Consider the following 24,694-nt stretch of genomic DNA (forward strand, 5'->3'; position numbering starts at 1 on the left):
GGCACCATGTTCAAACATCGACAGGGAATGAAACATGCCGCTTGCCTTTTCGCGCTCGTGGAGCGATGAGGACATCGAACTATATCGCGACAATGTCGCGCGTTTCGTCGAGCGCGAGGTGCAAGGCGGCGACGAGGAAGCGCGCAAGCGCGGCCATGTAGGCCACGAAATCTGGCGCAAGGCCGGCGCGCTAGGCTTGCTTTGCGCCGACGTGCCCGACACCTACGGCGGTGGCGGCGGCGACTTCCGCCACGAGGCGGTGTTTCTCGAAGAACTCGCTGCGCGCGCGCTCACCGGCATGAATACGGGCGTGCACAGCATCGTCGCGCACTACATCCTCAATCACGGCACGCCCGAGCAGAAGGACCGCTACCTGCCGCGCATGGCGCGCGGCGAGCTGGTCGGCGCGATCGCGATGACCGAGCCCGGCGCGGGCTCCGACCTCCAGGGCGTGCGCACGCGTGCGGTGCGCGACGGCGACGACTATGTGATCGACGGTTCCAAGACCTTCATCACGAACGGCCTGCTCGCGGGCATCGTCCTCGTGGTTGCCAAGACCGACTCGAGCCAGGGGGCGCGCGGCATGTCGATCCTGATCGTCGAGGCCGAAAACTGCGCGGGATTTCGCGTGGGGCGCCTGCTCGACAAGATCGGCATGAAGGCGCAGGACACGGCGGAGCTGTTCTTCGACGGCGTGCGCGTACCGGCTTCCCGGTTGCTGGGCGGTGTGGAGGGCCAGGGCTTCTTCCAGATGATGTCCGACCTGCCCTATGAGCGCCTCATCATCGGCGTGAACGCACTGGCGGCGATGGAGGGCGCCTGGCGCGCGACGCTCGACTACGTGCGCGATCGCAAGGCGTTCGGACGTCCCGTTGCGGAGTTCCAGAATACGCGCTTCAAGCTCGCCGAAATGGCAACCGAGATCACCGTGGGCCGCGCCTTCGTCGATCGCTGCGTGGAGCAGCTCGTGCAAGGCAAGCTCGATACCGCTACGGCCTCGATGGCCAAGCTTTGGGCCTCCGAAGCGCAAGGGCGCGTGCTCGACGAATGTCTGCAGCTCTTTGGCGGCTACGGCTACATGAACGAATACATGGTCGCGCGCATGTACACCGATGCGCGTATCCAGCGCATCTTCGGCGGCACCAACGAGATCATGAAGGAAGTCATTTCGCGCGCGTTCTGACGCGGCATCGTTCCTGCCTGGCCGCGCCGCGGCCAGTCTTTATCGCCCGCAAGGCCCACATCGCACATCGTCATGCTCATCGACACGTCACCGCGTTTGCGCGCCACCGCCGAACAAGTGGCCCAGCCCTGGCAGGCGCTCGCGCAGTATCTCGCCCCGCATGGGCACACGCTCGGGCTGCATCCCGCGCCCAGGCAGTTCAGCGGCGGGCTCGCGAATCTCAACTATCTGCTCGACATCGACGGCCGCGGCGCCGTCCTGCGGCGCCCGCCCATGGGTACGCTGCCGCCCGGCGCCTACGACATGGGACGGGAATTCGGCATTCTCCAGCGTCTTTCGACCGGATTCGATCTCGTGCCGCAAGGCATCCACCTTTGCGAGGACGCGACGGTGCTCGGCGCGCCGTTTCAGATCATCGAATACCGGCGCGGCTTCGCGGTGGGCGCGCAGTTGCCGGAGGCGCTGCGCAGTGTCGCGGAGGTCGGCCAGCGGCTCGCCAACGCATTGATCGGCGTGCTCGTGCGGCTTCACCGGATCGATCCGGCCGCCGTCGGGCTCGATACGCTCGGGCGTCCCGAGGGCTTTCTCGCGCGCAGTGTCGCGGGCTGGCGCAAGCGCGCACATCTCGCCACCCAGGGAATCGAAATTCCGCTCGTCGAGGAACTGGGCGCCTGGCTCGAGCGGCATCTCATGCCGGATGGTGCGCCCACGCTGCTGCACAACGACCTGAAGCTCGACAACATCCTCTTCGACGGCGCGACGCTCGCGCCCGCGGCCGTGCTCGACTGGGATCAGGGCACGCGCGGCGACGGCCTGTTCGATCTCGCCACGACGCTCAGCTACTGGACCGAGCCCGACGATCCGCCCGCGCTGCACGCGCTGCGCCAGATGCCGACCGCGAACGGCGGCTTTCCGTCGCGCGAGTGGGCCGCGCAGACCTACGCGCGCGCGATGGGCCGCGATCTCTCGGACTTCCGCTTTTACCGCGTGCTCGCCATGTACAAACTCGCCGTGATCTTCTATCAATTGCACGACCGCTACCGGCGCGGGGCGACGAACGACGGGCGCTATGCCGCGTTCGGCACGCTGGCCGACGGCCTGCTCGATGCCGCGCATCTCGTGGCGCATGGGCGGCTCTTTTGACGGCGCAAGCCGCCTGTTCGCAGGCTCGGGACCGCTCGACGCTCGATGCGGTGCGCGAGCGGCGCGACGCGATGAATGTGACGCCCGTGACGCGCCAAACGCTTGCGTATCCGTGCGGCGAGCCGCCCGTCGTGGGCGAGGCGCGTGAGATCGCGGCCGGTGTTCGCTGGATCCGCCTCGCGCTGCCGTTCTCGCCGCAGCACATCAACATCTGGGCGCTGCGCGACGGCGCTGGCTGGGCCGTGATCGACTCGGGCTATCCCGACGACGCGACCCGAGCGGCCTGGACGCATTTACTCGGCCCGCCGGGACCGTTTGCGCCGGGCAAGGTCACGCGGCTGATCGCGACGCACATGCATCAGGACCATATCGGCATGGCGAACTGGCTTGCACGCGAGCACGGCGTCACGCTGTGGATGACGCAAGGCGAGCACGAGGCCTCGCTTGCTGTGGCGCGCGAGTCCCAGGGCGCGGTGCCCGAGGCGCATCTGGCCTTCTATCGTCGCGCGGGCTGGAGCGAACGCGCGCTCGCGCAGCACGCAGGACGGTTTCCGCGGCGCGAAGTCGCGGCGATGCACGCGCTGCCGGCGGGTTACAGGCGGATCGCCGGGGGGGAATCGCTGCGCATCGGCAATCACGAGTGGCGCGTCGTCGTCGGCTCGGGCCATTCGCCAGAGCACGCGTGCCTGCATTGTCCAGAGCGCGGACTCTTTATCTCGGGCGATCAGGTGCTGCCGCGCATCTCGTCGAACGTCTCCGTCTGGCCCGACGCGCCCGACGCCGATCCGCTCGGCGACTGGCTCGACTCGCTTGCGCACGTGGCCGCGACGGTCCCCGGCGACGTGCTCGTGCTGCCCGCGCACAACGAGCCGTTTCATGGCTTGCACGCGCGTCTCGGCGAACTGCGCGACAAGCGCGAGCGTGCGCTGCGCCGCCTGCGCGCGCGGCTCGCCGAGCCGAGGCGCGCCGTCGATGTATTCGGCGTGCTGTTCGCACGGTCCGTGGAGGACGACGCGGCGCTCTTGCGCATGGCGACGGGCGAGAGCCTCGCCTACCTCAATCATCTGCGCCAGCGTGGCGAAATCGAATGCAGTACGGATGCTCAGGGCGTGGCGTGGTATCGCCGCGTCTGAGAGCGTTCGCCCCTACGTCAAAGGAACCGATGCAATGAGCCAGGACGAACTCCTCTGCGACCGCAGCACGCCCGGCGTCGCGGTGCTGACCCTCAACCGGCCCGAGCGTCTGAACGCGCTGAGCCAGCCGGCGGTACGCCATTTGTGCCGCATGCTCGACGAGCTCGCCGCCGATCCGGCGCTGCGCGTGGTGGTGCTGACTGGCGCGGGGCGTGGCTTCTGCGCGGGCTGGGACCTCACGAGCCCGCTTACCGCAGCCGACGACAGCCCGCTCCCCGGGCCGCCCGGCGTGACCGACTACTACGCGGGACAGGAAGTGTTCGCGGGCATGGTCCGGCGCGTGCGTGCGCTCGACAAGGTGGTCATCGCGGCCGTGAACGGCGCGGCGGTGGGCGCGGGCTTCGCGCTCAGCCTCGCCGCCGATATTCGCGTGGCGAGCCGCGAGGCGTCGTTCCATGTGGGCGCCGTGCGCATTGGCCTGAGCGCCGGCGAGTGCGGCATCAGCTATCACCTGCCGCGCCTGATCGGCGCGAGCCGCGCGTTCGAGGTCATGCTGAGCGGCCGCCCGATTGGCGCGCAGGAGGCCGAACGCATCGGGCTGGTGAGCGCGGCCGTCGACGGCGACGCGCTGCGGGCGCACGCGCTGGAAATCGCCGCTGGCGTGCTGCGCAACAGTCCGTACGCCACGCAGCACACCAAGCGCGTGATGTGGGCGAACCTCGAGGCGGGCTCGCTCGACGAGGCGCTCGAACTGGAGAACCGCGCCCAGGTGCTCGCGCTCATGACCGAGGACTTTCGCGAGGCGTCGGCGGCCTTTGCCGAAAAGCGTGCGCCTCGCTTCACGGGGCGCTGAAGCGCAGTAGCCGCGCGCAGCCGCCAACGGAATCGTCGTATTCGACGATTGCGCGAAGGGGTGGCCCTTTGCTACGGTCTTGAGCAAATAAAGGTTGCTGCGCGCATTCACCAAAACATCTGAGGAATGGGAAGCCCGTTCCCCGCGAGCAACGAGAAACATTGCCCTGGGACCGCGACGCGCTCGCGAGCATCGCCAGGGCCACAGGAGATAGCCGTGTCTGCAACCCTCATCGATACCTTCAAGTGGTGGGCGATCGAGCGCGCCAACGTGCCCGCTATCGTCGCATCTTCCGATAGCGTGACGTATGCCGAGCTGGACCGCTGGGCCGAGGCGCTCGCTGCGTGGCTCGAGCAGCAGGGCCTCCAGCGCGGCGACCGCGTGGCTGTCATCGGGGCCAACAGTCTCGAATGGGCCGTGCTCGCCCAGGGCGTCATGCTGGCCGGCGGCATTCTTGCGCCGGTCAACCCGCGCTTCACGGTGAGCGAAGCCTCGTACATGGTCGCCGAGCGCTACCAGGCGCGCTTCGTTTTTCACGACGCCGAGCGCGCCACGCTCGCGGCCGAGGTCGCGAAGGACGTACCGGGCGTGACGGTCCACGGGCTCGATGCGGTGCGCGCGCTGCGTGGCGAAGCCGCGAACCCGGCGCGCGGCGGCGCACCGCTGCGCGGCATCGGCCCCGACGACGACGTCGTGATCATTTCGACGAGCGGCTCGACGGGGCGGCCCAAGGGCGTCGTCTACACGCATCGCACGCTGTGCGGCTACATGTCCGACACCTGCATGGCGCGGCCGGCCGCGATCGATCGCGCGCGCGTGCTCGTGTTCGCGCCGCTGTGCACGTCGGCGGGCTACGTGCAGCTTACGCAGTACCTCGCCTACGGCGGCACGGTCTACCTCGAAGAAGCCTTCGATCCCAAGGCGGCGATCCAGAAGATCATCCGCGAAAAGATGACCACCGTGATGGGCACGCCGATCTTCTTCGAACGCATGGCGGCCTGCGAAGAATTCAGGGACGCAGACCTCACCAGTGTCCGCTACAGCCTCGTGGGCGGTGCGCCGGTTTCGAGGCAATTGCTGCAAGCGTGGCTCGACAAGGGCGTGGTGCTGCGCCAGCTCTACGGCCAGACCGAGGCGGGCGGCCAGGCGACCTTCAACAGCGACGAAGGCTCGCTCGCCAGCCCCGAGAAATGCGGCCGCGGTTCGCCCTATACGCGCATCGCGATCATCGATGAGCAGGGGCGCTTCTGCCCGCCCGACACGCCGGGCGAAATCGTCATTCGCGGGCCGGGTGTCATGGCGCGCTACTGGAACGATCCGGAGGCGACAGCGAAGGTAGTCGTCGATGGCTGGCTGCGTACAGGGGACCTCGGCAAGGTCGATGCAGAGGGCTCGCTTACGATGCTCGATCGCATCAAGGACATCATCATCTCGGGCGGTCTGAACATCTCGGCGGCCGAGGTCGAGCGCGTGATCGCCGAAGTGCCGGGCGTGCGCGAAGTCGCCGTGATTGCGGCGAGCGACGCGAAGTTCGGCGAGACGCCGCTTGCCATCATCAGCGGCGACGCCTCGCTTCAGGTCGAGCAGGTGGTTGCGCATTGCAACGAGCACCTCAGCGGCTTCAAGGTGCCGCGCTACATGGTGATCGGCACCGATCCGCTGCCGCGTCTCGCGACCGGCAAGCTCGCCAAGCCCGCGCTGCGCGCTCAATATGCGAACGCGCATCAGACACTGGAACGCGTGCGGTAAACGAAAAAAGCGCCCGCGAAGGGCGCTTATGTCTGAGTCCTAGGCGTTCTTCAAGCGCTCGTCCGGCCGGCACCCGTTCTCGAACGGGCGCCGGCTTTTTGCATGGCGCGTCAGTTCACCGGCCACTCGATCGGCAGGTTCAGGAGCGCGAGCCCAAAGCCCATGCGATACCGGTGCTCGACTTCCGGCAGCAGCGAGAAGCGGGGAATGCGTTTCGTCCACACCTCGGTGAGCACGCGCAGTTCCGCACGCGCGAGGAAGTGCCCGAGGCACAGATGCGCGCCGCTCGAGAACGTCAGGTGTTCGCGCTTCGGACGGTCGATATCGAAGCGGTTCGGGTCCTCGTTCTTGCGCTCGTCGCGACCCGCGATGGGTAGCATGTTGAGCACCATGTCGCCCTTGCGGAACGTCACGCCGAAGCGCTCGCAGTCCTTCGCGACGAGACGCGGCGTGCTGATCACGCCAAAGCAGCGCAGCCCTTCATCAACGAACTTCGGGATCAGCGCCGGATCGGCGGCGAGGCGTGCCTGCAACTGCGGGTCTTGCGCCAGTTGCCGCCACGTGAACGCCGTGACGTTGGCGACCGTGTCCATGCCGCCGAGAAACAGCAGGAAGCACATGTTCTGGATCTCTTCCATGCGCACGGGGCGGCCGTCGATCTCGACCTTCAGAAGGTGGCTGATGAGGTCGTCCGCGGGCTGCTGGCGCTTGAGCTCGATGAACTCCGTCATCAGGCCGATGATGCGCGCGCTCAGCGCGTGCAGTTCGGCGGCGACGTTGGTCTTGAAGAACTCGTCCGAGAGCGCGCGGAATTCGCGCAGGCGCTCGAGCGGCATGCCCATCAATTCCATGAAGATCGAAACCGGAAACACCGAGGCGATGTCGTCCACGAAATCGCAGCGGCCCGTTTCGATCACGTCGTCGATGAGCCGGTTGGCCCAGTACTGGATCTTGGCTTCCATGTCCTTGACCGCTTTGGCCGAGAAATACGGCATCAGCGCCTGGCGATAAGGAATGTTGTGCGGCGGGTCGAGGCTGAGCGGCAGGAAAACGGGCGGCGGGTCGATGCGCGGGATCTGCTGCTCGGCGGACGAGAAGTGTTCCGGGTCGCGAACGATTTCGGCGATGGCATCGTAGCGCGTCACGATCCAGTGACCGCCGTTGTGGCGCGTGTAGAAGATGTCGGGCGCGTCGCGATGCAGCTTTTCGTAGTCGCTGTGAACGTTCGACGAGACGCGCGTGTCGCCAAGGAAGTCGAAGTCGTAAAGCAACGCTGGGGAAACGTGTTCAGGCAATGGCACGAGTTGGGTGGTCACGGTAGAACTCCGGCGTCGAGTCGGGGCGGTGCGCCCGTGTGAGTGCTTGCCGGAAGTGAATGACAGCGGCCCCGGCAAGTGCTGGCTTCAGATTGCGATTGCGAAGCGCATATTAATCTACAAATTTTAGATTTATAAGGTCGGGTAACCCCGCAGATCACGTGGCATCCCTGTCGTAGCTGGCCACGAAGGCGATAGTTGGACGGGTTAAACCTATTGACATTAGGTTTAGCTGGGAATAATCTGCCTCCATACCGACGAAGCGGGCGTGGCCAGCGTTGCCAGACCCGCAACACCCATCGCAGGCAAGGAGGATTGCGTGACCAACCAGAACGAAATGGCAATCGAGCCGGCACCGCTCGGCCTGACCGAAAGCCAGTGGGAAGCGATTCGTGCGCTCAAGCCGCACAGCGAGGCAGAGATTCCGACACGCGAGGACAAGCAGCCGACCTCGATCTATCTGAGCGACGAACATTTCGACCTGGAGATCCAGCAGCTTTTCAAGCGCGTGCCGGTGGTGGTCGCGCCTTCGTGCTATCTGCCGGAGCCGGGCATGTCGCTGCCGGTGGACGGCTACGGCGTGCCGATGGTCGTCACGCGCGACAGCAAGGGCGAAATCCGCGCGTTCCTGAATGCGTGCCGCCATCGCGGCTCGAAGCTCGTGGAGGGCAGCGAGCCGGTCAAGAGCGGCCGGCTTTCCTGCCCCTACCACGCATGGACCTATGCAATGGACGGCAAGCTCGTCGGCTTGCCGCGCGCCGAGACTTTCCCTTCGATCAAGAAGTGCGATATGGGTCTCGTGCCGCTCCAGGCCTATGAGGCGGGCGGCCTGATCTGGGTTGGCATGGACCACAGCCAGCAGCCCGCCATGCTCGACGCGTCGGACCAATTGGGCGCCGACCTCGACGCGCTCGGGCTCAAGAACATGCATGTGTACGGGCGCCGCCAATACGATCTCAAGGCGAACTGGAAATTCGTGATGGAGCCGTTCCTCGAGGCCTATCACATCCAGCGTCTGCACGCGAACTCGATTGCCTCGATGTTCGTGGACGTGCCGAGCGTTTATCGCCGCATCGGCCATCACCAGTGTCAGACCTCGGGCAAGGCGAATTTCGATCCGGAAATCCTCAAGGGACCGGTCGACAACCTGCACAAGTACGTGACGCACGCCTACCTCGTATTCCCGAACACGGTCGTCATCACGAGCCCGTACTACTTCAGCGTGATGATCCTCATGCCGCGCGCGAAGGACCGCACGATCGTCGAGTACTACATGCTCACGCGCGGGCCGGCGGAGTCGGCCAAGGCCGAGGACCTGTTCCGCCGCTCGTTCGAGCTGATCCACGACGTATTCGGCGGCGAGGACTTCCGCGCGGCCGAACTGCAGCAGGCCGCCATGTGCGCGGGCGGCATCGACGAGGTGTACTTCGGCGGCATGGAGGAGATGATCGGCCCGTTCCATCGCTCGATCGAGTCGTTCCTCGGTCATGCGCGCGGGCCGGGCGCCCACGGTTGATCACGCAGCCGGCCTTACCGGCAAGCGCGACACAGCGCACCGGACCACAAAAAACGATGGAGACACACAGATGCGCGAATTCGATTACGTGATCGTGGGCGCCGGCGCGGCGGGTTGCGTGCTCGCGCACCGCCTGTCCGCGACGCCCGGCGTCACGGTGGCGCTGCTCGAGGCCGGCGGCAGCGACAAGCATCCGTTCATCCAGATGCCCAAGGGTCTCGCGAAGGTGATGGCGGATCCGAAGCGCACCTGGCAATATCGCGCGGACCCCGAGGCCGCCACGGCCTACCAGCCCGAGATCTGGGCGCGCGGCCGGTTGCTCGGCGGGTCGTCGAGCGTGAACGGCATGATGTACGTGCGCGGCCAGCCCGCCGATTTCGACGAGCTCGCGCGAGTGAGCAGCGACGACTGGTCGTGGCGCCACATCGGCGCCGCCTATCGCGCGCTCGAAGCCCACGAACTGGGCGAAGGCGAAACCCGCGGCGGCAACGGCGCGCTGCGCCTCACGCTCGCCGACCGGCGCACGCCGCTCACGGAAGCCATGATCGCCGCGGGCAGCGCAATGGGCCTTGCTCGCAAGGAAGACGTCAACGATCCCGACAACGCGGTTTGCGTCGGCTACGCGTCGCGCACGATCTGGCGCGGGCGGCGGCAGAGCGCCTCGACGGCGTTTCTCGATCCCGTCTTGCATCGCGCCAACCTGCAGGTGATCGCCGATGCCACGGTCGACCGCATTCGTTTCGAGGGCAAGCGGGCGGTGGAGCTGGAGGTGCTGAGCGGCAGCGAGCGCATGGTCCTGCGCGCGCGCAAGGAGATCATTCTCGCGGCGGGCGCGATGGCCTCGCCCGGGATCCTGCAACGCTCCGGCGTGGGCGCGGCGGCGCAGCTCGCGCAACTGGGCATCCAGGTCGTGCATGACAGCCCCGAGGTCGGCCGCAATCTGCGCGAGCATCGCGGCATCATCCAGCAATGGCGCCTCAAGGTGCCGATGTCCGACAACAGCGAATACGCGGGCCTGCCGCTGCTGCGCAACATGCTGCGCTACTACACGGCGCGCACGGGCGCGATGGCTTCGGCGGCGTACGAGGTGGGCATGTGGCTCAAGTCGGACCGGACCGTGCCGCGTCCCGACATCCAGTTTCTCGTCGCGCCGTTCAGTTTCGACTATTCGACGCAGCGCACCGCGCTCGAAAAGCAGCCGGGCATGAGCATTGTCGGCTATCCGCTGCGGCCCACGTCGAGCGGTGAGATCCACATTCGCAGCAAGAATCCGCACGAGCTTCCGGAACTCAAGCCGAACTACCGCGTCACGGCCGAGGATCGCGCGCTGATGATCCGCACCGTGCAGCTCGCGCGCGAGTTCGCGGGCCAGGCGCCGCTGCGGGCCTTCATCGAGGCGGAGACGTTTCCCGGCCTTGCGTGCGCGAGCGACGACGCCATCATCGAAGCCTACGACAAATTCGGCACCTGCGGCTATCACGCGGTCGGCAGCTGCCGCATGGGCAGCGACGCCGCTTCGGTCGTCGATCCCGAGCTGCGTGTGCGCGGTGTAGAGGCGCTGCGCGTGGTCGATACGTCGATCTTCCCGCAAATTCCTTCTGGCAACACGAACGCGCCGACGATGGCGATGGCCTGGCGCGCCGCCGACCTCATCATGCGCGAGGCCGCGCGCTGAAACGTTGCGCGTACAACAAGGAGACTCAATGTGAAAGGCTTGGGAGCGGACCGCGCGTATTGGGACGCGCTGGCGAGTGGCGTCGTGAAGATGCAGCAATGCGCGGGCTGCGAGAAATGGAACTGGCCGGCGGTCTGGCGTTGCGGCGATTGCGGCTCGTGGGAGCATCGCTGGAGTGAAGTCGAGCCGAAGGGCCGCATTTTCAGCTGGACTCGCACGTGGCACGACTTCGGCGCCCCCGCCGAGCTGGGGCTGCCGTTCGTGAGCGTGGTGGTCGAGCTGGAAGGCGCCGGCGGCAAGCGGCTGATCGGCACGCTAGCCGATCAGGATGCCGAAATAACAATCGGCCAAGCCGTGATTGGAGAGGTCCGCCCTGTGAGTTTCGAAGGCGAGTCGATTCCGGCGCTGCGTTGGCATCTTGCCTCTCCCGTCACGCCGCAGGCGAAGGGAGAGGCGCGATGAGCCGCACGCCTTTTTGCAACTCGGTTTCCGTGGCCGGTATCGGGCTGCGCCAGTACAAGCGCGGCGCGGCGCCCGAGCCCGAGCAAGGTGTGCTGGTGCGCGCGATCCTCGATGCATGCGAAGACGCGGGATTTGCGCCCCAGGACATCGACGGCTTCGTCGCCTATGGCGACGACCACAACGAGCCGGTGCGCCTGATGTCCGACCTCGGCACGCATGAGTTGCGCTTCAACACCCAGGTTTGGGGCGGCGGTGGCGGCGGTATCGCGGCGGCGTTCGGCGTCGCGGCGGCGGCGATCGCAACCGGCCAGGCCGAGGCGGTCGTCGTGTTCCGCGCGCTCGTGCAGGGCAATAGCGGGCGCATGTCGGCGGCGGTCATGCGCCACCATCTGAACGATCACGTGATCGGCGGCGGGCTGCTCGCGCCCGCGCAGATCTGCGCGCTGCGCGCCCAGCGCCTCTTCGAATATCACAAGGTGCCGCCCAGTGTGGCCGAGGAGCTGGTGCGCGCGTCGTACTACCACGGCTCGCGCAATCCGGAGGCGACTGCGTTCGGCAAGGAACTCGACCTCGATGCCTACCGCAACGGGCGCCGGATCGCCGAGCCGTTTCGCCTGTTCGACTGCTCGCGCGAAAACGACGGCGCGGGTGCGCTGCTGCTCACTTCCACGGCGCGAGCGAAAGACCTGCGCAAGCAGCCGATCCGGCTGCTCGGCGTGGCCAATGGCGCGTCGAAGGGCTGGGGCGATCTCGCCGAGAACGATGTCGATTACGAGTCGGCGGGCTTTCGTCCGATCGCGCGGCGGCTGTGGCGCGATACCGGCCTCACCCCCGCGGATGTGGACGTCGTGCAGCTCTACGAAAATTTCAGCGCGCAGGGCGTGGCCTCGCTCATCGACCACGGCTTCTGCACCTTCGAGAACGTCGCCGAGGTAATTCGCTTCGACAATCTCATCGCGCCGCACGGCAAGCTGCCTGTGAACACCTCGGGCGGCAATTTCGCGCACGGCTTCGTGCACGGCATCGGCACGGCCATCGAAACCGTGCGCGTGCTGCGCGGCGAATCGGCCAACCCAGTGCCGGACGCGAAGATCTGCCTGCTGGCGGGCGGCCCAGGCGCGCCGACGGTCAGCTCGGCGCTGTTCGGCACCGAGGATCTTTGAGGACGCCGTGCCGTGAACGACAGAGCATTGCAGGGAGCAAGCATGGAAGCAGGGCATTGCGTGATCGTCGGCGGCGGCCATGCCGTCGCGCAACTGGCGGCAAGCCTGAGGCAGGAGGGCTGGACGGGACCGGTCACGCTGGTGAGCGCGGAGGCCGTGCTGCCCTATCACCGGCCGCCGCTGTCGAAGACGTTCCTGTGCGGCAACGACAGCGACGACACCCTGTTGATCCGTCCGCGCGAGTTCTACGAGAAGCAGGCGATCGACGTGCGCCTTGGCGTGCGAGCACGCGCGATCGATCGTGACACGCGCCGCGTAACGCTCGACGACGGCACCTCACTCGCCTACGACAAGCTGGTGCTCGCGACAGGCGCGCACGTGCGCCGCCTGAACGTGCCGGGCGACTCGCTGGCGAACGTGTTCTACCTGCGCGAGATCGCCGACGTGCATGCGCTGCGCCAGGCGATCGTGCCCGGCGCGCGCGCGGTGATCGTGGGCGGCGGCTACATCGGACTCGAAGCCGCGGCTTCGCTGCGCAAGCTCGGCCTCGACGTCACCGTGCTCGAAGCGCAGTCGCGCGTGCTGCAACGCGTGACGGCGCCCGAGGTCTCGGCGTTCTATACGCGCGTGCACGAGGAAGAGGGTGTGCGGCTCCTCACCGGGGTGGCAGTCGAGGCAATCGAAGGCGAGGGCCGTGTGCGCGGCGTGCGGCTTGGCGACGGACGCTGGCTCGAAGCCGATCTCGTGATCGTCGGCGTGGGCGTGCTGCCCGCCGTCGCGCTGGCCGAACAGGCGGGCCTGAAGATCGACAACGGTATCGTCGTGAACGAGCATGCGCGCACGAGCGACCCCGACATCTACGCGATTGGCGATTGCACGCGTCATTTCAACCCGATCTACGCGCGCTGGCTGCGGCTCGAATCCGTGCAGAACGCGAACGACCAGGCACGCACGGCCGCGCTCGCGCTGTGCGGCAAACCTGCGCCCTATCGCGCGCTGCCGTGGTTCTGGTCCGACCAGTTCGATCTGAAGCTGCAGATTGCGGGCTTGTCGGAAGGCTTTGACGACGTGGTGACGCGAGGCGACCCGCGCAATGGACGCAGCTTCGCGGCGTTCTACTACCGGCAGGGGCGGTTGATCGCCGTGGACGCCGTCAACCGGCCCAAGGAATTCATGATGAGCAAGCGCTTTCTGGCCGAGCAGCAGTCGGCCGATCCGCAGCGGGTCGCGGACGAATCCATCGATATCAAAGATTGTTTTGTGATGTGAAAGGGGATGAACATGCCGGTGATTACTTTTATTTCTCACGATGGAGCGAGCGTCGAAGTCGAGGCGCAGACCGGCGCGAGTCTGATGCAGGTGGCTGTGGCGAACGGCGTGACGGGCATCATTGGAGAGTGCGGTGGCGTGTGCAGCTGCGCGACCTGCCACTGCTATGTGGACGAGCCTTGGGCAACCCGGCTCGACAGCCCCGATAACCAGGAGCGCAACATGCTCGATTGCGTGCTCGACCCCGAACCGGTGAGCCGCCTGAGCTGCCAGGTGAAGGTGAGCGAGGCGCTCGACGGCGCCGTGATCCGGCTGCCGGCTTCGCAGTACTGAGCAGCCTGCAAGTGGAGAACGCAACGATGCCGCTGCGCACCGAACGCTTCAAGGCTTCCGGCGGCGTGACGCTCGCCGCCGACGTAGGCGGCAGCATCGGCGAGCCGCCCGTCGTGCTGCTCCACGGCGGCGGGCAGACCCGCTACTCGTGGGGCCGTGCGGCGGCCGACCTTGCACGGCGAGGCCATCATGTCATCTCGCTCGACTTGCGCGGTCATGGCGAAAGCGACTGGGCGGCGGGCGCCGATTATTCCATCGACGCCTTCGTTGCCGACCTCGATGCCGTGGTCGCGACGCTCGAGAGCGCGCCCGTGCTGATCGGCGCGTCGCTTGGCGGCGCTACCGCGCTCGTGGCGGCGGGCGAGCTTCGCGGCGATTTCGCGCAGGCGCTCGTGCTGGTCGACGTCGTGCCGCGCATGGAGGCGGAGGGGGTGGGCCATATCCGCGATTTCATGCGGGCGAATCTGCACGGTTTCGCGAGCGTAGACGAGGCCGCCGACGCCGTGGCCCGTTATCTGCCCGATCGTCCCCGTCCTGCCTCGAACGAAGGCCTGATGAAAAACCTGCGCGAGCATGCCGATGGGCGGTTGTACTGGCATTGGGACCCTGCGTTCCAGACCGGGCCCATTCGCATCCAGCCTGACGCCATGACCGCGCGCATGGAAGCCGCCGCGCGCCGTATCGGCGTGCCGACGCTGCTGGTGCGCGGCAAGGCGAGCAACGTCGTCAGCGACGAAGGCGCGCGGCGCCTGCTCGATCTGATCCCACAGGCGCAGTACGTCGATGTGGAGGGCGCGGGCCACATGGTGGCGGGCGACCGCAACGACGCGTTCAACGAAGCGATCGAAGACTTTCTCGCCGCGCTCGCGTGAGCGCGCCTTCTTTCATGCCAACGACCATGAACCAGACGATTCCCTTCGCATTACCAAACTTCACGACGCGACTCGACGGCCGCGTAGCGCTCATCACCGGGGCTTCGAGCGGCCTTGGCCGCCGCTTCTCCCAGGTGCTGGCGAGCGAAGGGGCGGCGGTTGTGCTGGCGGGACGGCGGCTCGACCGGCTAGAGGCGCTCGCCGGTGAGATTCGCGCAGCCGGCGGCCGCGCGCTGCCGCTCGAACTCGACGTGCGCGACGCGCGTGCGTTGCCCGATGCGCTCGCGTGCATCGAGGCCCAGTTCGGTGTCGTCGATATCCTGGTCAACAACGCGGGCGTGGCCGAAGGGCGCTTCGCGACCGACCTCACGTTCGACGAGATCGATTCGATCATCGACACCAACTTCCGCGCGCCCTTCGTGCTGGCCTCAGCCGTGGCGCGCGCGCTGATCGCGGCGCGCAAGCCAGGCCACATCGTCAATGTGGCTTCGGTGGGCGCGTACCACTACACGGCGAGCAGCGGGGCTGCGCTCTATTGCGCGAGCAAGTCCGCCGTGATCCGGCTGACCGAGGCGCTGGCGATGGAGTGGGCGCGGCATGGCATCAACGTCAACGCGATCGCACCCGGCGTGTTCCGCACGGAAATGACGGCGGAGCATCTCGCCACTCACGGCGAAGCCGCGCTCGCGCGCATGCCGCGCAAGCGCGCGGGCGAACCCGCCCAGCTCGACGGCACGCTGCTCTACCTCGTCTCGCCCGCCTCCGAGTTCGTGACGGGCATTTGCGTGCGCGTGGACGACGCACAGTTCCCGCGCTGAACCATGAGCACGTAAGGCCTTAGTTGACCTTGCGCGAGCGCGCGGCCCAGTACGTGTCGCGCAGCGGCTGCTTGAGAATCTTGCCGCTCGGCGAGAGCAGAAGCTGATCGACGAACGCTACGCTGCGGGGGCACTTGTAGCGTGCAATCAAGGTCCGGCAATGCGCGATGACGGCCGCTTCGTCAAGCGTCTCACCCGCGCGTAGCGCAACGACCGCATGCACGCGCTCTCCCCATTGGTCGTCGGGCACGCCGACCACCGCGCACAGCGCGACTTGCGGCATCTGTGCGATGGCGTTCTCGACCTCGGCCGAATAGACGTTCTCGCCACCCGTCACGATCATGTCCTTCAATCGATCTACGACGTAGAGGAAGCCGTCCTCATCGAAATAGCCCGCGTCACCGGTGTGCAGCCAGCCTTCGCGCAGCACCTCGGCCGTGCGTTCGGGCTGGTTCCAGTAGCCGGCCATCGTCATCGGGCCGCGCGCGACGATTTCGCCAACCGCATGCGCGCGCGCCGTCGTGCCATCAGCTGCGAGCACGCGCACCTCCGCGATCGGCACGGGCCGTCCTGCGGCGCGCAGGCGCGCGGGTGGCTGCGCGGGGTCGTGACACCATGGCGGCAGCACGGCCACGACCGGCGATAGCTCGGTCATGCCATAGAGCTGGCAGAAGCGCGTTTGCGGCAGGCGCGCGAGCGCGGCTTTGAGCAGCGCCTCGTCGATCGGCGCCGCGCCGTAGAGGACGAGCTTCAGGCTCGACAGATCGTGCGCCGCGAAGCGCGGATGATCGATGAGGCGCTTGAGCATCGTCGGCACGAGGAAGGTCTCGCTCGCGCGCTCACGCTCGATGAGCGCCAGCATGGTCTCTTCGTCGAACGCCGGAACGAGCACCTGGGCGCACAGACGCATCATCAATTGCAGCGTGAGCCCGAGGCCGCCCACGTGGAAGAGCGGCGCGAGGTTCAGCCCGACGGCGTCGTCGGGGCGCGGCGCCGCGAGGTTGCTCGATAGCTGGCTCACGTAGAGATTCGCGTGCGTGAGCATGACGCCCTTGGGGCGGCCCGTAGTGCCGCCCGTGTACATGATCGCGGCGAGATCGTCGCCGCCGCGCCGTGCGTCTTCGATTGGGGCGGCGGCGGCCATGCGCACGGCGGCGTCGTCAACGCCGGGCGGCAATGCAACGTATGCGCCGTCGCCGAAGCGCAGCACCGTGTCGAGCGACCGTGAAAGACTGCGCAGTTCGTCGACCAGCGGCAGGAACGGATCGTCGACGAGCAGGATGCGCGTGTCGCAATCGTCGAGCGAGGCGGCCATCTCGCGCGCGCTCCAGCGCGCGTTGACGGGGTTGATCACGCCGCCGGCCCACCAGGCCGCGTAAAGATACTCGACGTAGCGGTCGGAATTGAAGCCGAGCATCGCGACGCGCTCGCCGGCTTTCACACCGGCTTCGCGCAGCACGGCCGCGAGCCGGGCCACGCGCGTGACGAACACGGCGAAGCTCTGGCGACGCTCGCCGCAGATCAGCGCCGGTGCGTCGGGCTTCTGGAGCAGCGCTTTGTGCAGGGGTTGGGTGAGATGCATGTAGAGACTCCACGTGATGGGCGCTCGCCGCCCCCGCCGATGATCGGCCTGTGCGCGCAAGCGCTCAATCGTCGGATTCGACGATGTTGAGCACCCGCCCCCCGCCTATCATCGACTGCAATCTGGCGCGCGTTTCGTCTTGCAGCCGTGCGTGCGCCGCCATCCGAAAATCATGAGGAGAACGGTGTGTTCGCGGGCGAAAGCATTCAAGTGAAGCCGATTGAGGAGGGTCTCGTCGAGCTGTGTTTTCATCGGCAGGCCGAGGCGATCAACAAGCTCGATCAGCGCACCCTCGACGAGTTCCGCGAGGCGAGCGCCGTGATCGCGCGCAACGCGTCTGTGCGCGGCGTGCTGGTTACGAGCGCGAAAGACGTGTTCATCGTCGGCGCCGATATCGGCGAGTTCAGCGCGCTGTTCGAACGTTCCGCGCAAGCAATCGCCGCACACGTGCGGCGCAATAACGAAGCGCTCGCCGCTTTCGAGGATCTTGGGGTGCCGACGGTGGCCGAGATCAACGGCTTCGCGCTAGGCGGCGGCCTCGAACTGGCGATGGCGTGCTCGCTGCGTGTCATGTCCGAGACCGCGCGCGTGGGGCTGCCCGAAGTGAGCCTCGGGCTCTTTCCCGGGCTTGGGGGCACCGTGCGGCTTGGCCGCATTGCGGGTGCGCGGGTGGCCGTCGACTGGATTCGCACGGGCAAGCAGTTCGGCGCGGCGCAGGCGCGCGAGGCGGGCGTGGTCGACGCCGTGGCGGCCGCAGCCGGCTTGCGCGCCTCATCGCTCGACTTGCTGCGCCGTGCCGTGGCGGGCGAAGCGGACTGGCGGGCCGCGCAGCAGCGCAAGCGCGACGCGATGACGAGCGATGCGCGCGCCGGATTCGACGCCGCGCTGGAGCAGGTGAGCGCAGCCGCGTCGCCGCATCAGCCGGCCGCGTTGCGCGCCGCGCAGACGATGCAGCAAGGCGCGACGCTCTCGCGCGACGCCGCGCTCGATCAGGAAGCGCGAGCCTTTGCCGAAGTCGCGAAAACCCAGGCCGCCGGCGCGCTCGTGCAGACCTTCATGAGCCAGCAGGCGCTGAAGAAACAGTTCCATGCGTGGTCGGCCAAGGCCAGTCCCGTGACGCGCGCGGCCGTGCTCGGCGCGGGCATCATGGGCGGCGGCATTGCCTATGCGAGCGCGCTGCGCGGCACGCCGCTGCGGCTGAAGGACATTGCGCAGGGCCAGCTCGATCTGGGCATGGGCGAGGCCGGACGCCAGCTCGCGCGGCAGGTGAAGGCGGGCCGTCTCGCACAGGCGAGAGCCGACGAAGTGCTCGCCTCGATCACGCCGCAACTCGACTATGCGGGCTTCGATCAGAGCGACCTCGTCATCGAGGCCGTGGTTGAAAATCTGAGCGTCAAGCGCAAGGTGCTCGTCGAACTGGAACAGCAGGTGCGCGCCGACACGGTGATCGCGTCGAACACTTCGAGCTTGCGCATCGACGATATCGCCGTGCCGCTCGCGCGTCCTGAGAACTTTGTCGGCATGCACTTCTTCAATCCGGTTCCCGTAATGCCGCTTGTCGAGGTGATACGCGGTGAGCGCACGAGCGAAACGGCCGTGGCCTCCGCCGTGGGCTATGCGGTGGCGATGGGCAAGACGCCGATCGTCGTGAAGGACTGCCCGGGTTTTCTCGTCAATCGCATTCTCACGCCCTATATCAACGCTTTCGTCGAGATGGTCGCCGAGGGCGTGGACTTCGAGCGCATCGATCGCGCCATGGAGGCGTTCGGCTGGCCAATGGGTCCCGCGTATCTCCAGGACGTCGTGGGCATGGACGTGGGCAGCCACGTGGTCGACGTGATTTCCGCAGGCTATCCCGAGCGCATGCGTCCCGACGAGCGCAGCGCGCTGCGCCTCATGGTCGCGAACGGGCGCTTCGGCCAGAAGTCCGGCGCGGGTTTCTATGGCTACGAGAAGGACGAAACGGGCAAGCTGCGCAAGCGCGTCTCGCCCGAAGCGCACGCGCTGCTCGCGCAACAACGGGCCGTCGCGACACGCGTCATGGCCGACGCCGAGATCGTGGAGCGCATGATGCTGCCGATGATCGGCGAGGCCATTCATGCGCTCGCGGAGGGCGTGGTCGACACGCCTGCGGAACTCGATACCGCGCTGCTGCTGGGCCTCGGTTTCCCGGCGCACGTGGGCGGCGCGCTGAAGTACGCGGACTGGCTAGGCCTCGACGCTCTGCTCGCGCGCTTCGCGCACTATGCGCCACTCGGCGAGGCGTACCGCGCACCGGCGCTCCTGAGCGAGATGGCCGCCGCGCAACGGCGTTTCTATCCGGCGTAACGGAGACAGCGCGACGAGCGCTGCTCCCCCGCCAGCATTTTCGATTGGGTACACCATGACTGCATCACCGATACTGTTCGAGCGCGATGGCGACGTCGCGATCATCACGCTCAACGAGGCCGCCAAGCTCAATGCGCTGAGCCTCGATCTGCAACGGCAATTGCGCGCGCGCCTCGCCGAAGTTCGCGCAGACCGCTCGGTGCGCGCGCTGCTGCTCACGAGCGCGGGCAAGGCGTTCTGCGTGGGCGCAGACATTTCGACCGAAGGGCCGATGTCGCCGGGCACGCCCGGCCTCGGCCAGCGTACGGCCGACCTCATGCACGAGTTGTCCAACCGTATCGTGACCGACCTGCGCGAGATGCCGGTGCCCGTGGTGGTCGCGCTCAACGGCGCGGCCGCGGGCGCGGGTGTGGGCATCGCGCTCGCGGCCGATATTGTCGTGGCTGCGCGCTCGGCGTACTTCTATCTGCCCTTCGTGCCGAAGCTGGGTTTGCTGCCCGATCTGGGCGCGACGTGGTTCCTCACGCGCCTGCTGGGCCGCGCACGCGCCAGCGCTTTGACGCTGCTGGGCGAACGCCTGCCCGCTGAGACGGCGGTGGAGTGGGGCCTGATCTGGTCGTGCGTTGACGACGAGCGGCTGCGCGAGGAGGCGCTCACCCTCACGCAACGGCTGGCGCGGCTGCCCGCATCGCGCGCGCTCGAAGCGCGCCGTGCGTTCGATGCGGGATTCGCCAATACGCTCGACGAGCAGCTCGTGTACGAGACTTCGCGTCAACGCGAGTTGCTGGAGCAGCCGGAATTCGCGGAGGGCGTGCAGGCCTTTCTGGAGCGGCGCGAGCCTGTGTTCGGCTCGCGCTGAGGGTGCCGTGCGAGGGGCGCATGCCCCTCATTCATGCGTCTTGCACCGTATCGGCTTCTGATGCCGCGACCGCTTCGGTGTCGTTACTTTCGGCAGTCTTGCGCGGCTTGCGGACCGCTGTCTTGCGCGCGGGCTTCTTCTTCGCAGCATTTTTCTTGTCGGTTGTATAGGCCGCGAAGCCGTCAATGAAGCGCCGTATCGTTTCGATGAAGAGTTGCTCATCGTCGAGCGCGTTCGTGCGCAGCGCCTCGGCAAGGTGCGGATAGCGGGCGTGATCGAACTGCGGCATGGGTTCCACGCCGCGTGCGCGGCAGGCGGCTTCGAAAAGCGCCGAGCCGAACGTCAGCTTTTCGAGGCCCTCGACAAAAATCATGTGCTGATCAGGCGGCAACGGATAGTCGCGGATCCAGTGATCGTAGCTGCCGAGCAGCAGATGGCGCGGAAAGAACTGCAGGAGCAGCGGCGCCGCGTTCGGATGCTGAAGGACGGAGCGGCGCGTCGCCACGCTGAGCGCGATCATGCGCTCGCGCCAGTCCCCCTCCAGTTCTTCCGGAATCTGGACGTCGAGCAGAATGAGCCTCGCCACCTCGGCGAGCAGGGCGGTCTTGCTCTTGAAGTGATAGTAGAGCGACGGCGCCTTGATCCCCATTCGATTGGCGACGAGTTCGAGGCTGAAAGCGTCCAGCCCGCGGACGTCGATTACCCCGAGCGCGGCACGCGCGGCGCGTTCGGTCGAAATAATTGGCTTGGTCGGTCGTCCCACAAAAACTCCGGTTCATAGATAAAAGGGTCGCTTCCGGTGCGGCGCGCGCCGGGCAGGGGCCGCTCATCGTGTGTGCGTAGTGTGCCCGCCTCGGGAGCGCGTGCCAAGGGGCGGCGGCATGCGCCGCCACCCTGCGGCGGCGCGGCGGCGCGCAAACTAGAGCGTGGCGACGGGCGCGGCTTTCTGCGCGGCGCGCGCGGCGGCAAATGCCGGGCGCGCGCAGAGCCGGTCGAGGTAGGCGGAAACGGCCGGCGGCAACTCGCCGCCAAGGCCGAGCGCCTTGGCGAGCATGAGCGCGTAGGCAACGCTGATATCGGCGCTCGTGAAGCGGCCGTCCGCAAGGTATTCGCGATGCGCGAGTGCGCGATCGAGCACGGCGACCCGCTCGACGAACTGCGCGCGGCAGTCGGCCGCTGCGCCTGGCTGGCGCTGCTCCGCGGGCAAGCGATGCGCGTAGCGGAACATGGCCGCGAGCGGCACCGTGAGCGACGCTTCTCCGAAATGCAGCCAGTTGAGCCAGTTGCCGTGCTCGGGGTGGCCTGGCGGCACGGCGAACGCGTTGCTTGCGTCGGTGGCAGTCAGGTATTCGAGAATCGCGCCCGACTCGAACAGCGTGGTCTCGCCGTCGACAAGGCAGGGCACCGTGCCGGCCGGGTTGATCTCGAGGAACTTCGGGGCGGTTTCCTTTGGAGGATAATCTAAGTTAATAAGATTGTACGTTTTGCCCATTTCTTCGAGCAGCCAAAGGCAGCGGAACGACCTGGCATCCTTGCAATGATAGAGCTTCAGCATTCGTCTCCTCCCGGTTTTGCGGGGTTCTGTCGGGGTAAATACGCACTGCGATTTTATCTAATAGAATAAGATAATCATTGCGATGCGTCAAACAACGCGCGCGGCCCGGCCGCGGCTTTCCCCAGGTTCTTGCTCAACCCAGACAAGGCAGCCGCTCAATGGACACCATCGTTCCCACACTGCCCAGGTCAACTGAAGGCCTTTCCCAATCTGCTTCGCGTGGAGAGGGACCGCCCACCTCGATGCGTTTTCTGGAATCGCTGAAGGTCAAGGTCATGCCGCCCACGGCGGGCGGCGTGCAGATTCCGCGCGAGGCGCTGTGCGACAAGATCTGCTCTACGCCGGCCAAGGTCGTGCTGGTGCGCGCGCCGGCCGGCTTCGGCAAGACTTCCTTGCTCACACAGAGCTTTCGCATGCTGGAGGCGCGCGGCGTGACGAGCGCATGGCTCACGCTCGACCGTTCGGACAACGACACCTCGCGTTTTCATCACAACCTCACGAAGGCCGTTGCACGGCTTGGCGTCGACGCGCGCGTTGACCCCATCAGCGCGCTAGCCTCCTGGCAGGGGCCGTTCGCGCTCTTTCTCGACGATCTCGAAACGGTGTATGAGCCCGCCGTGCTCGGCTGGCTGCGCGAAGTGATCGATCAGCTGCCGCACGGCTGCCGCGTCGTCATCGGCTCGCGCAACCTGCCCGCGCTCGGCCTCGCGCGCCTGCGCGCGCGCGGCCAGCTCTGTGAGATCGACACGGAGGACCTGCGCTTCGATTTGCGCGAGACCGACAAATTCTTCGGCCAGCGCAGTGCGATCCGGCTTTCCATCGACATGCTCGACCAGCTGCGCCGCAAAACCGAGGGCTGGATCGCGGGGCTCTGGCTCGCTTCGATGGCGCTCGAGCGCAGCCACGATGCCGCCGATTTCATCGAGCGCTTCTCGGGCGCGGATATTGGCGTGGCGGACTATCTCGCCGAAGACGTGCTCGCGAGCCAGCCTGAGGATGTGCGCGACTTCCTCTTGCGCACGAGCATCCTGCGCCAGCTCGACGCGCCGACGTGCCAGGCGATCTGCCCGCGCGTGGACTGCGAGCAAATGCTGGAACGCCTCGACGCGATGAACCTGTTCATCACGCCGCTAGCGGGTAAGACGCGTGCGTGGCGCTATCACAGCCTGTTCGCGGATTTCCTGCGTACGCAGCTCGTGCGGGAGCGGCCCGACGACGTCATGCGCCTCAATCTCGCGGCCTCGGGCTGGTACGAGTCGCAGGGACGCGTGGTGCAGGCGATCGATCACGCGATCGAAGGCGGCGACTTTCCGCAGGCCGTCTATCTGCTCGACAAGTATGCGGAACCGTATCTTGAGCAGGGGCGCATGCGCATGCTCGCGCGCTGGTTCGCCGCGCTGCCGCCCGCGCTGCTCGACGCTCATCCGTTTCTTCAGGTCATGGCGCTGTGGGCCACTTGCTTCACGCAGGGGCCGTGGGTTGCGATGCAGCAGCTCGAAACGTCGCGCTGCATCGCGAGCGACGATCCAGGCGTGCGCGCCAATGTCGCGGCGCTGCGTCCGCTGCTGCTGGCCATGCAGGACCGTTACGAGGAAGCGCTGGAGGCGGGCCGCGTGGCGATGGCCGCGCTCCCCACGGGCAAACCATTCGCGGATAGCCTGCTGCTCAACGTGACGGCGAACGTGCTGGCGACGCTCGGCGAGGAGCATGAGGCGCAGCGGCTGCTCGACGAGGCGCGCCGCGAGCAGGGCAGCAGCGCGTTCAACCGTATGTACATCGAATCGTCGGAAGGATTGCTCGATCTGTACGGCGGCCGCATGCGCCAGGCCACCGCACGCTTTCAGCTGGCCGTCGACGCCACGCGGCAAACGAGCTATCCGCACTCGCACGGCAATGCGTGGGCAGGTGTGCTGTTCGCCTGCACCCTTTACGAGGCCGACAAGCTCGAACAAGCCGACCGCCTGCTGAACGTCTATTTGCCGCTCGCGCGCGATATCGGGCTGCCCGACCACATGATCATGACGCACGTGGCCCGCTCGCGTATCGCGTTCGTTTCCGGCGACGTGGAGAGCGCGCTGCTGCTTTTGACCGAGCTCGAATACGTTGGGCATCTGCGCCAGTTGCCGCGTGTGGTGGCGAGCGCGAAGCTCGAGCGCGCGCGCGTGCTGCTGCTCCAGGGCAACAGCGCGGCGTCGCTCGATGAACTGCGGCGCGCCAACGACGAAGCGGTCTGGGGTCGCGAGCGCGACCAGCGGCTGCCCGCACACGATCTGGAGTACTACGCGCTGGCGAAGCTGCGCTGGGAGCTGACGTTCGGCGACGTGCACTCGGCCCTGCCGCTCATCGCGCGCGAAATGGCGGCGGCCGAAGCGGCGCAGCGTTATCGCCGGTTGCTCAAACTGCGTCTGCTCCATGCGATCGGCCTGCAGCGCGCGGGCGACCTCGGCGCGGCCGTCAAGGAAGCCGACACCGTGCTGCGCACCGCGAGCGAAGAGGGGTTCGTGCGCCTCATCCTTGAGGAAGGCCCGGCCGTCGCGCCGCTGATCCAGTGTTACGACGCGCTGTCGCGCGAGCAGGCCGGCGCGCTTCGCAATCCTATCCTCTCTGAGTACGTGCAGCGCCTGCTCAAAGTGCTCGGGCCAGCGCCCGAGGTCGGCAACAGTGGCTTGCAGGAGCCGCTCACGCGCAGCGAGATCCGCGTGCTGCAACTGCTCGCGGGAGGCGATTCGAACAGCGCCATTGCGAACAAGCTCTTCGTTTCGGACAGCACCGTGCGCACGCACCTTCGCAACATCAACGTCAAGCTCGGAGCGCATAGCCGCACGCAGGCCGTGGCCACTGCGCGGCGCCTCGGGATCATCCGCTAGACGGCCGCAATCAGACGG

Annotated in this window: 20 protein-coding genes; 16 read left to right on the top strand and 4 right to left on the bottom strand. The window is 67.0% G+C overall.

Going from position 1 to position 24,694, the window contains the following annotated elements; genetic code table 11:
- Positions 1–34: 34 nt before the first annotated feature.
- The 5 genes from U5A58_RS05100 (at position 35) to U5A58_RS05120 (ending at position 6,061) form a co-directional block, all read left to right on the top strand.
- A complete protein-coding gene (locus tag U5A58_RS05100) occupies positions 35–1,183 on the top strand; it encodes an acyl-CoA dehydrogenase family protein (RefSeq protein WP_321960543.1) in 1,149 nt (382 codons plus the stop codon).
- Positions 1,184–1,255: 72 nt separating this feature from the next.
- The gene (locus U5A58_RS05105) at positions 1,256–2,326 is read left to right on the top strand and encodes a phosphotransferase family protein (RefSeq protein WP_321960544.1); all 1,071 of its coding nucleotides are present in this window, start codon (positions 1,256–1,258) and stop codon (positions 2,324–2,326) included.
- Positions 2,323–3,459, top strand: a complete 1,137-nt coding sequence (locus U5A58_RS05110) for an MBL fold metallo-hydrolase (RefSeq protein WP_321960545.1) — start codon at positions 2,323–2,325, stop codon at positions 3,457–3,459. Before U5A58_RS05105 ends, U5A58_RS05110 begins: the two co-directional genes overlap by 4 nt.
- Positions 3,460–3,493: 34 nt before the next feature.
- Positions 3,494–4,312 (top strand): enoyl-CoA hydratase/isomerase family protein, encoded by an 819-nt coding sequence (locus U5A58_RS05115; protein WP_321960546.1) that lies wholly within the window; start codon positions 3,494–3,496, stop codon positions 4,310–4,312.
- 216 nt (positions 4,313–4,528) lie between these two features.
- Complete coding sequence (locus U5A58_RS05120; protein ID WP_321960547.1) at positions 4,529–6,061, top strand: class I adenylate-forming enzyme family protein; 1,533 nt, start codon at positions 4,529–4,531, stop codon at positions 6,059–6,061.
- A gap of 110 nt (positions 6,062–6,171) precedes the next feature.
- Here U5A58_RS05120 and U5A58_RS05125 read toward each other — a convergent pair whose 3' ends face one another.
- Positions 6,172–7,377, bottom strand: coding sequence for a cytochrome P450 (locus tag U5A58_RS05125; RefSeq protein ID WP_321938158.1), 1,206 nt, complete (start codon positions 7,375–7,377; stop codon positions 6,172–6,174).
- Positions 7,378–7,696: 319 nt separating this feature from the next.
- On the opposite strand from U5A58_RS05125, the gene U5A58_RS05130 reads away from it, so the two are divergent.
- The 8 genes from U5A58_RS05130 (at position 7,697) to U5A58_RS05165 (ending at position 15,485) form a co-directional block, all read left to right on the top strand.
- Positions 7,697–8,893, top strand: a complete 1,197-nt coding sequence (locus tag U5A58_RS05130) for an aromatic ring-hydroxylating dioxygenase subunit alpha (RefSeq protein WP_321960548.1) — start codon at positions 7,697–7,699, stop codon at positions 8,891–8,893.
- 70 nt (positions 8,894–8,963) lie between these two features.
- A complete protein-coding gene (locus U5A58_RS05135) occupies positions 8,964–10,568 on the top strand; it encodes a GMC family oxidoreductase (RefSeq protein WP_321960549.1) in 1,605 nt (534 codons plus the stop codon).
- Positions 10,569–10,598: 30 nt separating this feature from the next.
- Positions 10,599–11,030, top strand: a complete 432-nt coding sequence (locus U5A58_RS05140) for a Zn-ribbon domain-containing OB-fold protein (RefSeq protein ID WP_321960550.1) — start codon at positions 10,599–10,601, stop codon at positions 11,028–11,030.
- Complete coding sequence (locus U5A58_RS05145) at positions 11,027–12,193, top strand: thiolase C-terminal domain-containing protein (protein WP_321960551.1); 1,167 nt, start codon at positions 11,027–11,029, stop codon at positions 12,191–12,193. Before U5A58_RS05140 ends, U5A58_RS05145 begins: the two co-directional genes overlap by 4 nt.
- A gap of 42 nt (positions 12,194–12,235) precedes the next feature.
- Entirely contained in the window at positions 12,236–13,462 is a 1,227-nt protein-coding gene (locus U5A58_RS05150; RefSeq protein WP_321960552.1) for an NAD(P)/FAD-dependent oxidoreductase, read from the top strand.
- A gap of 12 nt (positions 13,463–13,474) precedes the next feature.
- Positions 13,475–13,795: a 2Fe-2S iron-sulfur cluster-binding protein gene (locus U5A58_RS05155; RefSeq protein ID WP_321960553.1), complete on the top strand. Its 321-nt coding sequence runs from the start codon at positions 13,475–13,477 to the stop codon at positions 13,793–13,795.
- A gap of 26 nt (positions 13,796–13,821) precedes the next feature.
- The gene (locus tag U5A58_RS05160; RefSeq protein WP_321960554.1) at positions 13,822–14,667 is read left to right on the top strand and encodes an alpha/beta hydrolase; all 846 of its coding nucleotides are present in this window, start codon (positions 13,822–13,824) and stop codon (positions 14,665–14,667) included.
- Between the two features lie 26 nt (positions 14,668–14,693).
- Entirely contained in the window at positions 14,694–15,485 is a 792-nt protein-coding gene (locus U5A58_RS05165; RefSeq protein WP_321960555.1) for an SDR family NAD(P)-dependent oxidoreductase, read from the top strand.
- A 19-nt stretch (positions 15,486–15,504) separates the two neighbouring features.
- Here U5A58_RS05165 and U5A58_RS05170 read toward each other — a convergent pair whose 3' ends face one another.
- Positions 15,505–17,067 (bottom strand): long-chain fatty acid--CoA ligase, encoded by a 1,563-nt coding sequence (locus tag U5A58_RS05170; RefSeq protein ID WP_321960556.1) that lies wholly within the window; start codon positions 17,065–17,067, stop codon positions 15,505–15,507.
- Between the two features lie 186 nt (positions 17,068–17,253).
- Between U5A58_RS05170 and fadB the strand changes: the two genes are divergently transcribed.
- Both fadB and U5A58_RS05180 read left to right on the top strand, forming a co-directional pair.
- Positions 17,254–19,395, top strand: coding sequence for a fatty acid oxidation complex subunit alpha FadB (gene fadB / locus U5A58_RS05175; protein ID WP_321960557.1), 2,142 nt, complete (start codon positions 17,254–17,256; stop codon positions 19,393–19,395).
- A gap of 55 nt (positions 19,396–19,450) precedes the next feature.
- Positions 19,451–20,254, top strand: a complete 804-nt coding sequence (locus tag U5A58_RS05180; protein WP_321960558.1) for an enoyl-CoA hydratase-related protein — start codon at positions 19,451–19,453, stop codon at positions 20,252–20,254.
- A 31-nt stretch (positions 20,255–20,285) separates the two neighbouring features.
- Here the strand turns inward: U5A58_RS05180 and U5A58_RS05185 are convergent, their stop codons facing one another.
- Together U5A58_RS05185 and U5A58_RS05190 are read right to left on the bottom strand one after the other, a co-directional pair.
- Positions 20,286–21,017, bottom strand: a complete 732-nt coding sequence (locus U5A58_RS05185; protein WP_321960559.1) for a helix-turn-helix domain-containing protein — start codon at positions 21,015–21,017, stop codon at positions 20,286–20,288.
- A 156-nt stretch (positions 21,018–21,173) separates the two neighbouring features.
- Positions 21,174–21,809, bottom strand: a complete 636-nt coding sequence (locus U5A58_RS05190) for a glutathione S-transferase family protein (protein ID WP_321960560.1) — start codon at positions 21,807–21,809, stop codon at positions 21,174–21,176.
- A gap of 242 nt (positions 21,810–22,051) precedes the next feature.
- On the opposite strand from U5A58_RS05190, the gene U5A58_RS05195 reads away from it, so the two are divergent.
- A complete protein-coding gene (locus tag U5A58_RS05195) occupies positions 22,052–24,676 on the top strand; it encodes a LuxR C-terminal-related transcriptional regulator (RefSeq protein WP_415774172.1) in 2,625 nt (874 codons plus the stop codon).
- The last annotated feature ends 18 nt before the right edge of the window (positions 24,677–24,694 follow it).

Origin of the sequence: Paraburkholderia sp. J7 (genome assembly GCF_905220155.1) — a bacterium.
Taxonomy (GTDB): Bacteria; Pseudomonadota; Gammaproteobacteria; order Burkholderiales; family Burkholderiaceae; genus Paraburkholderia.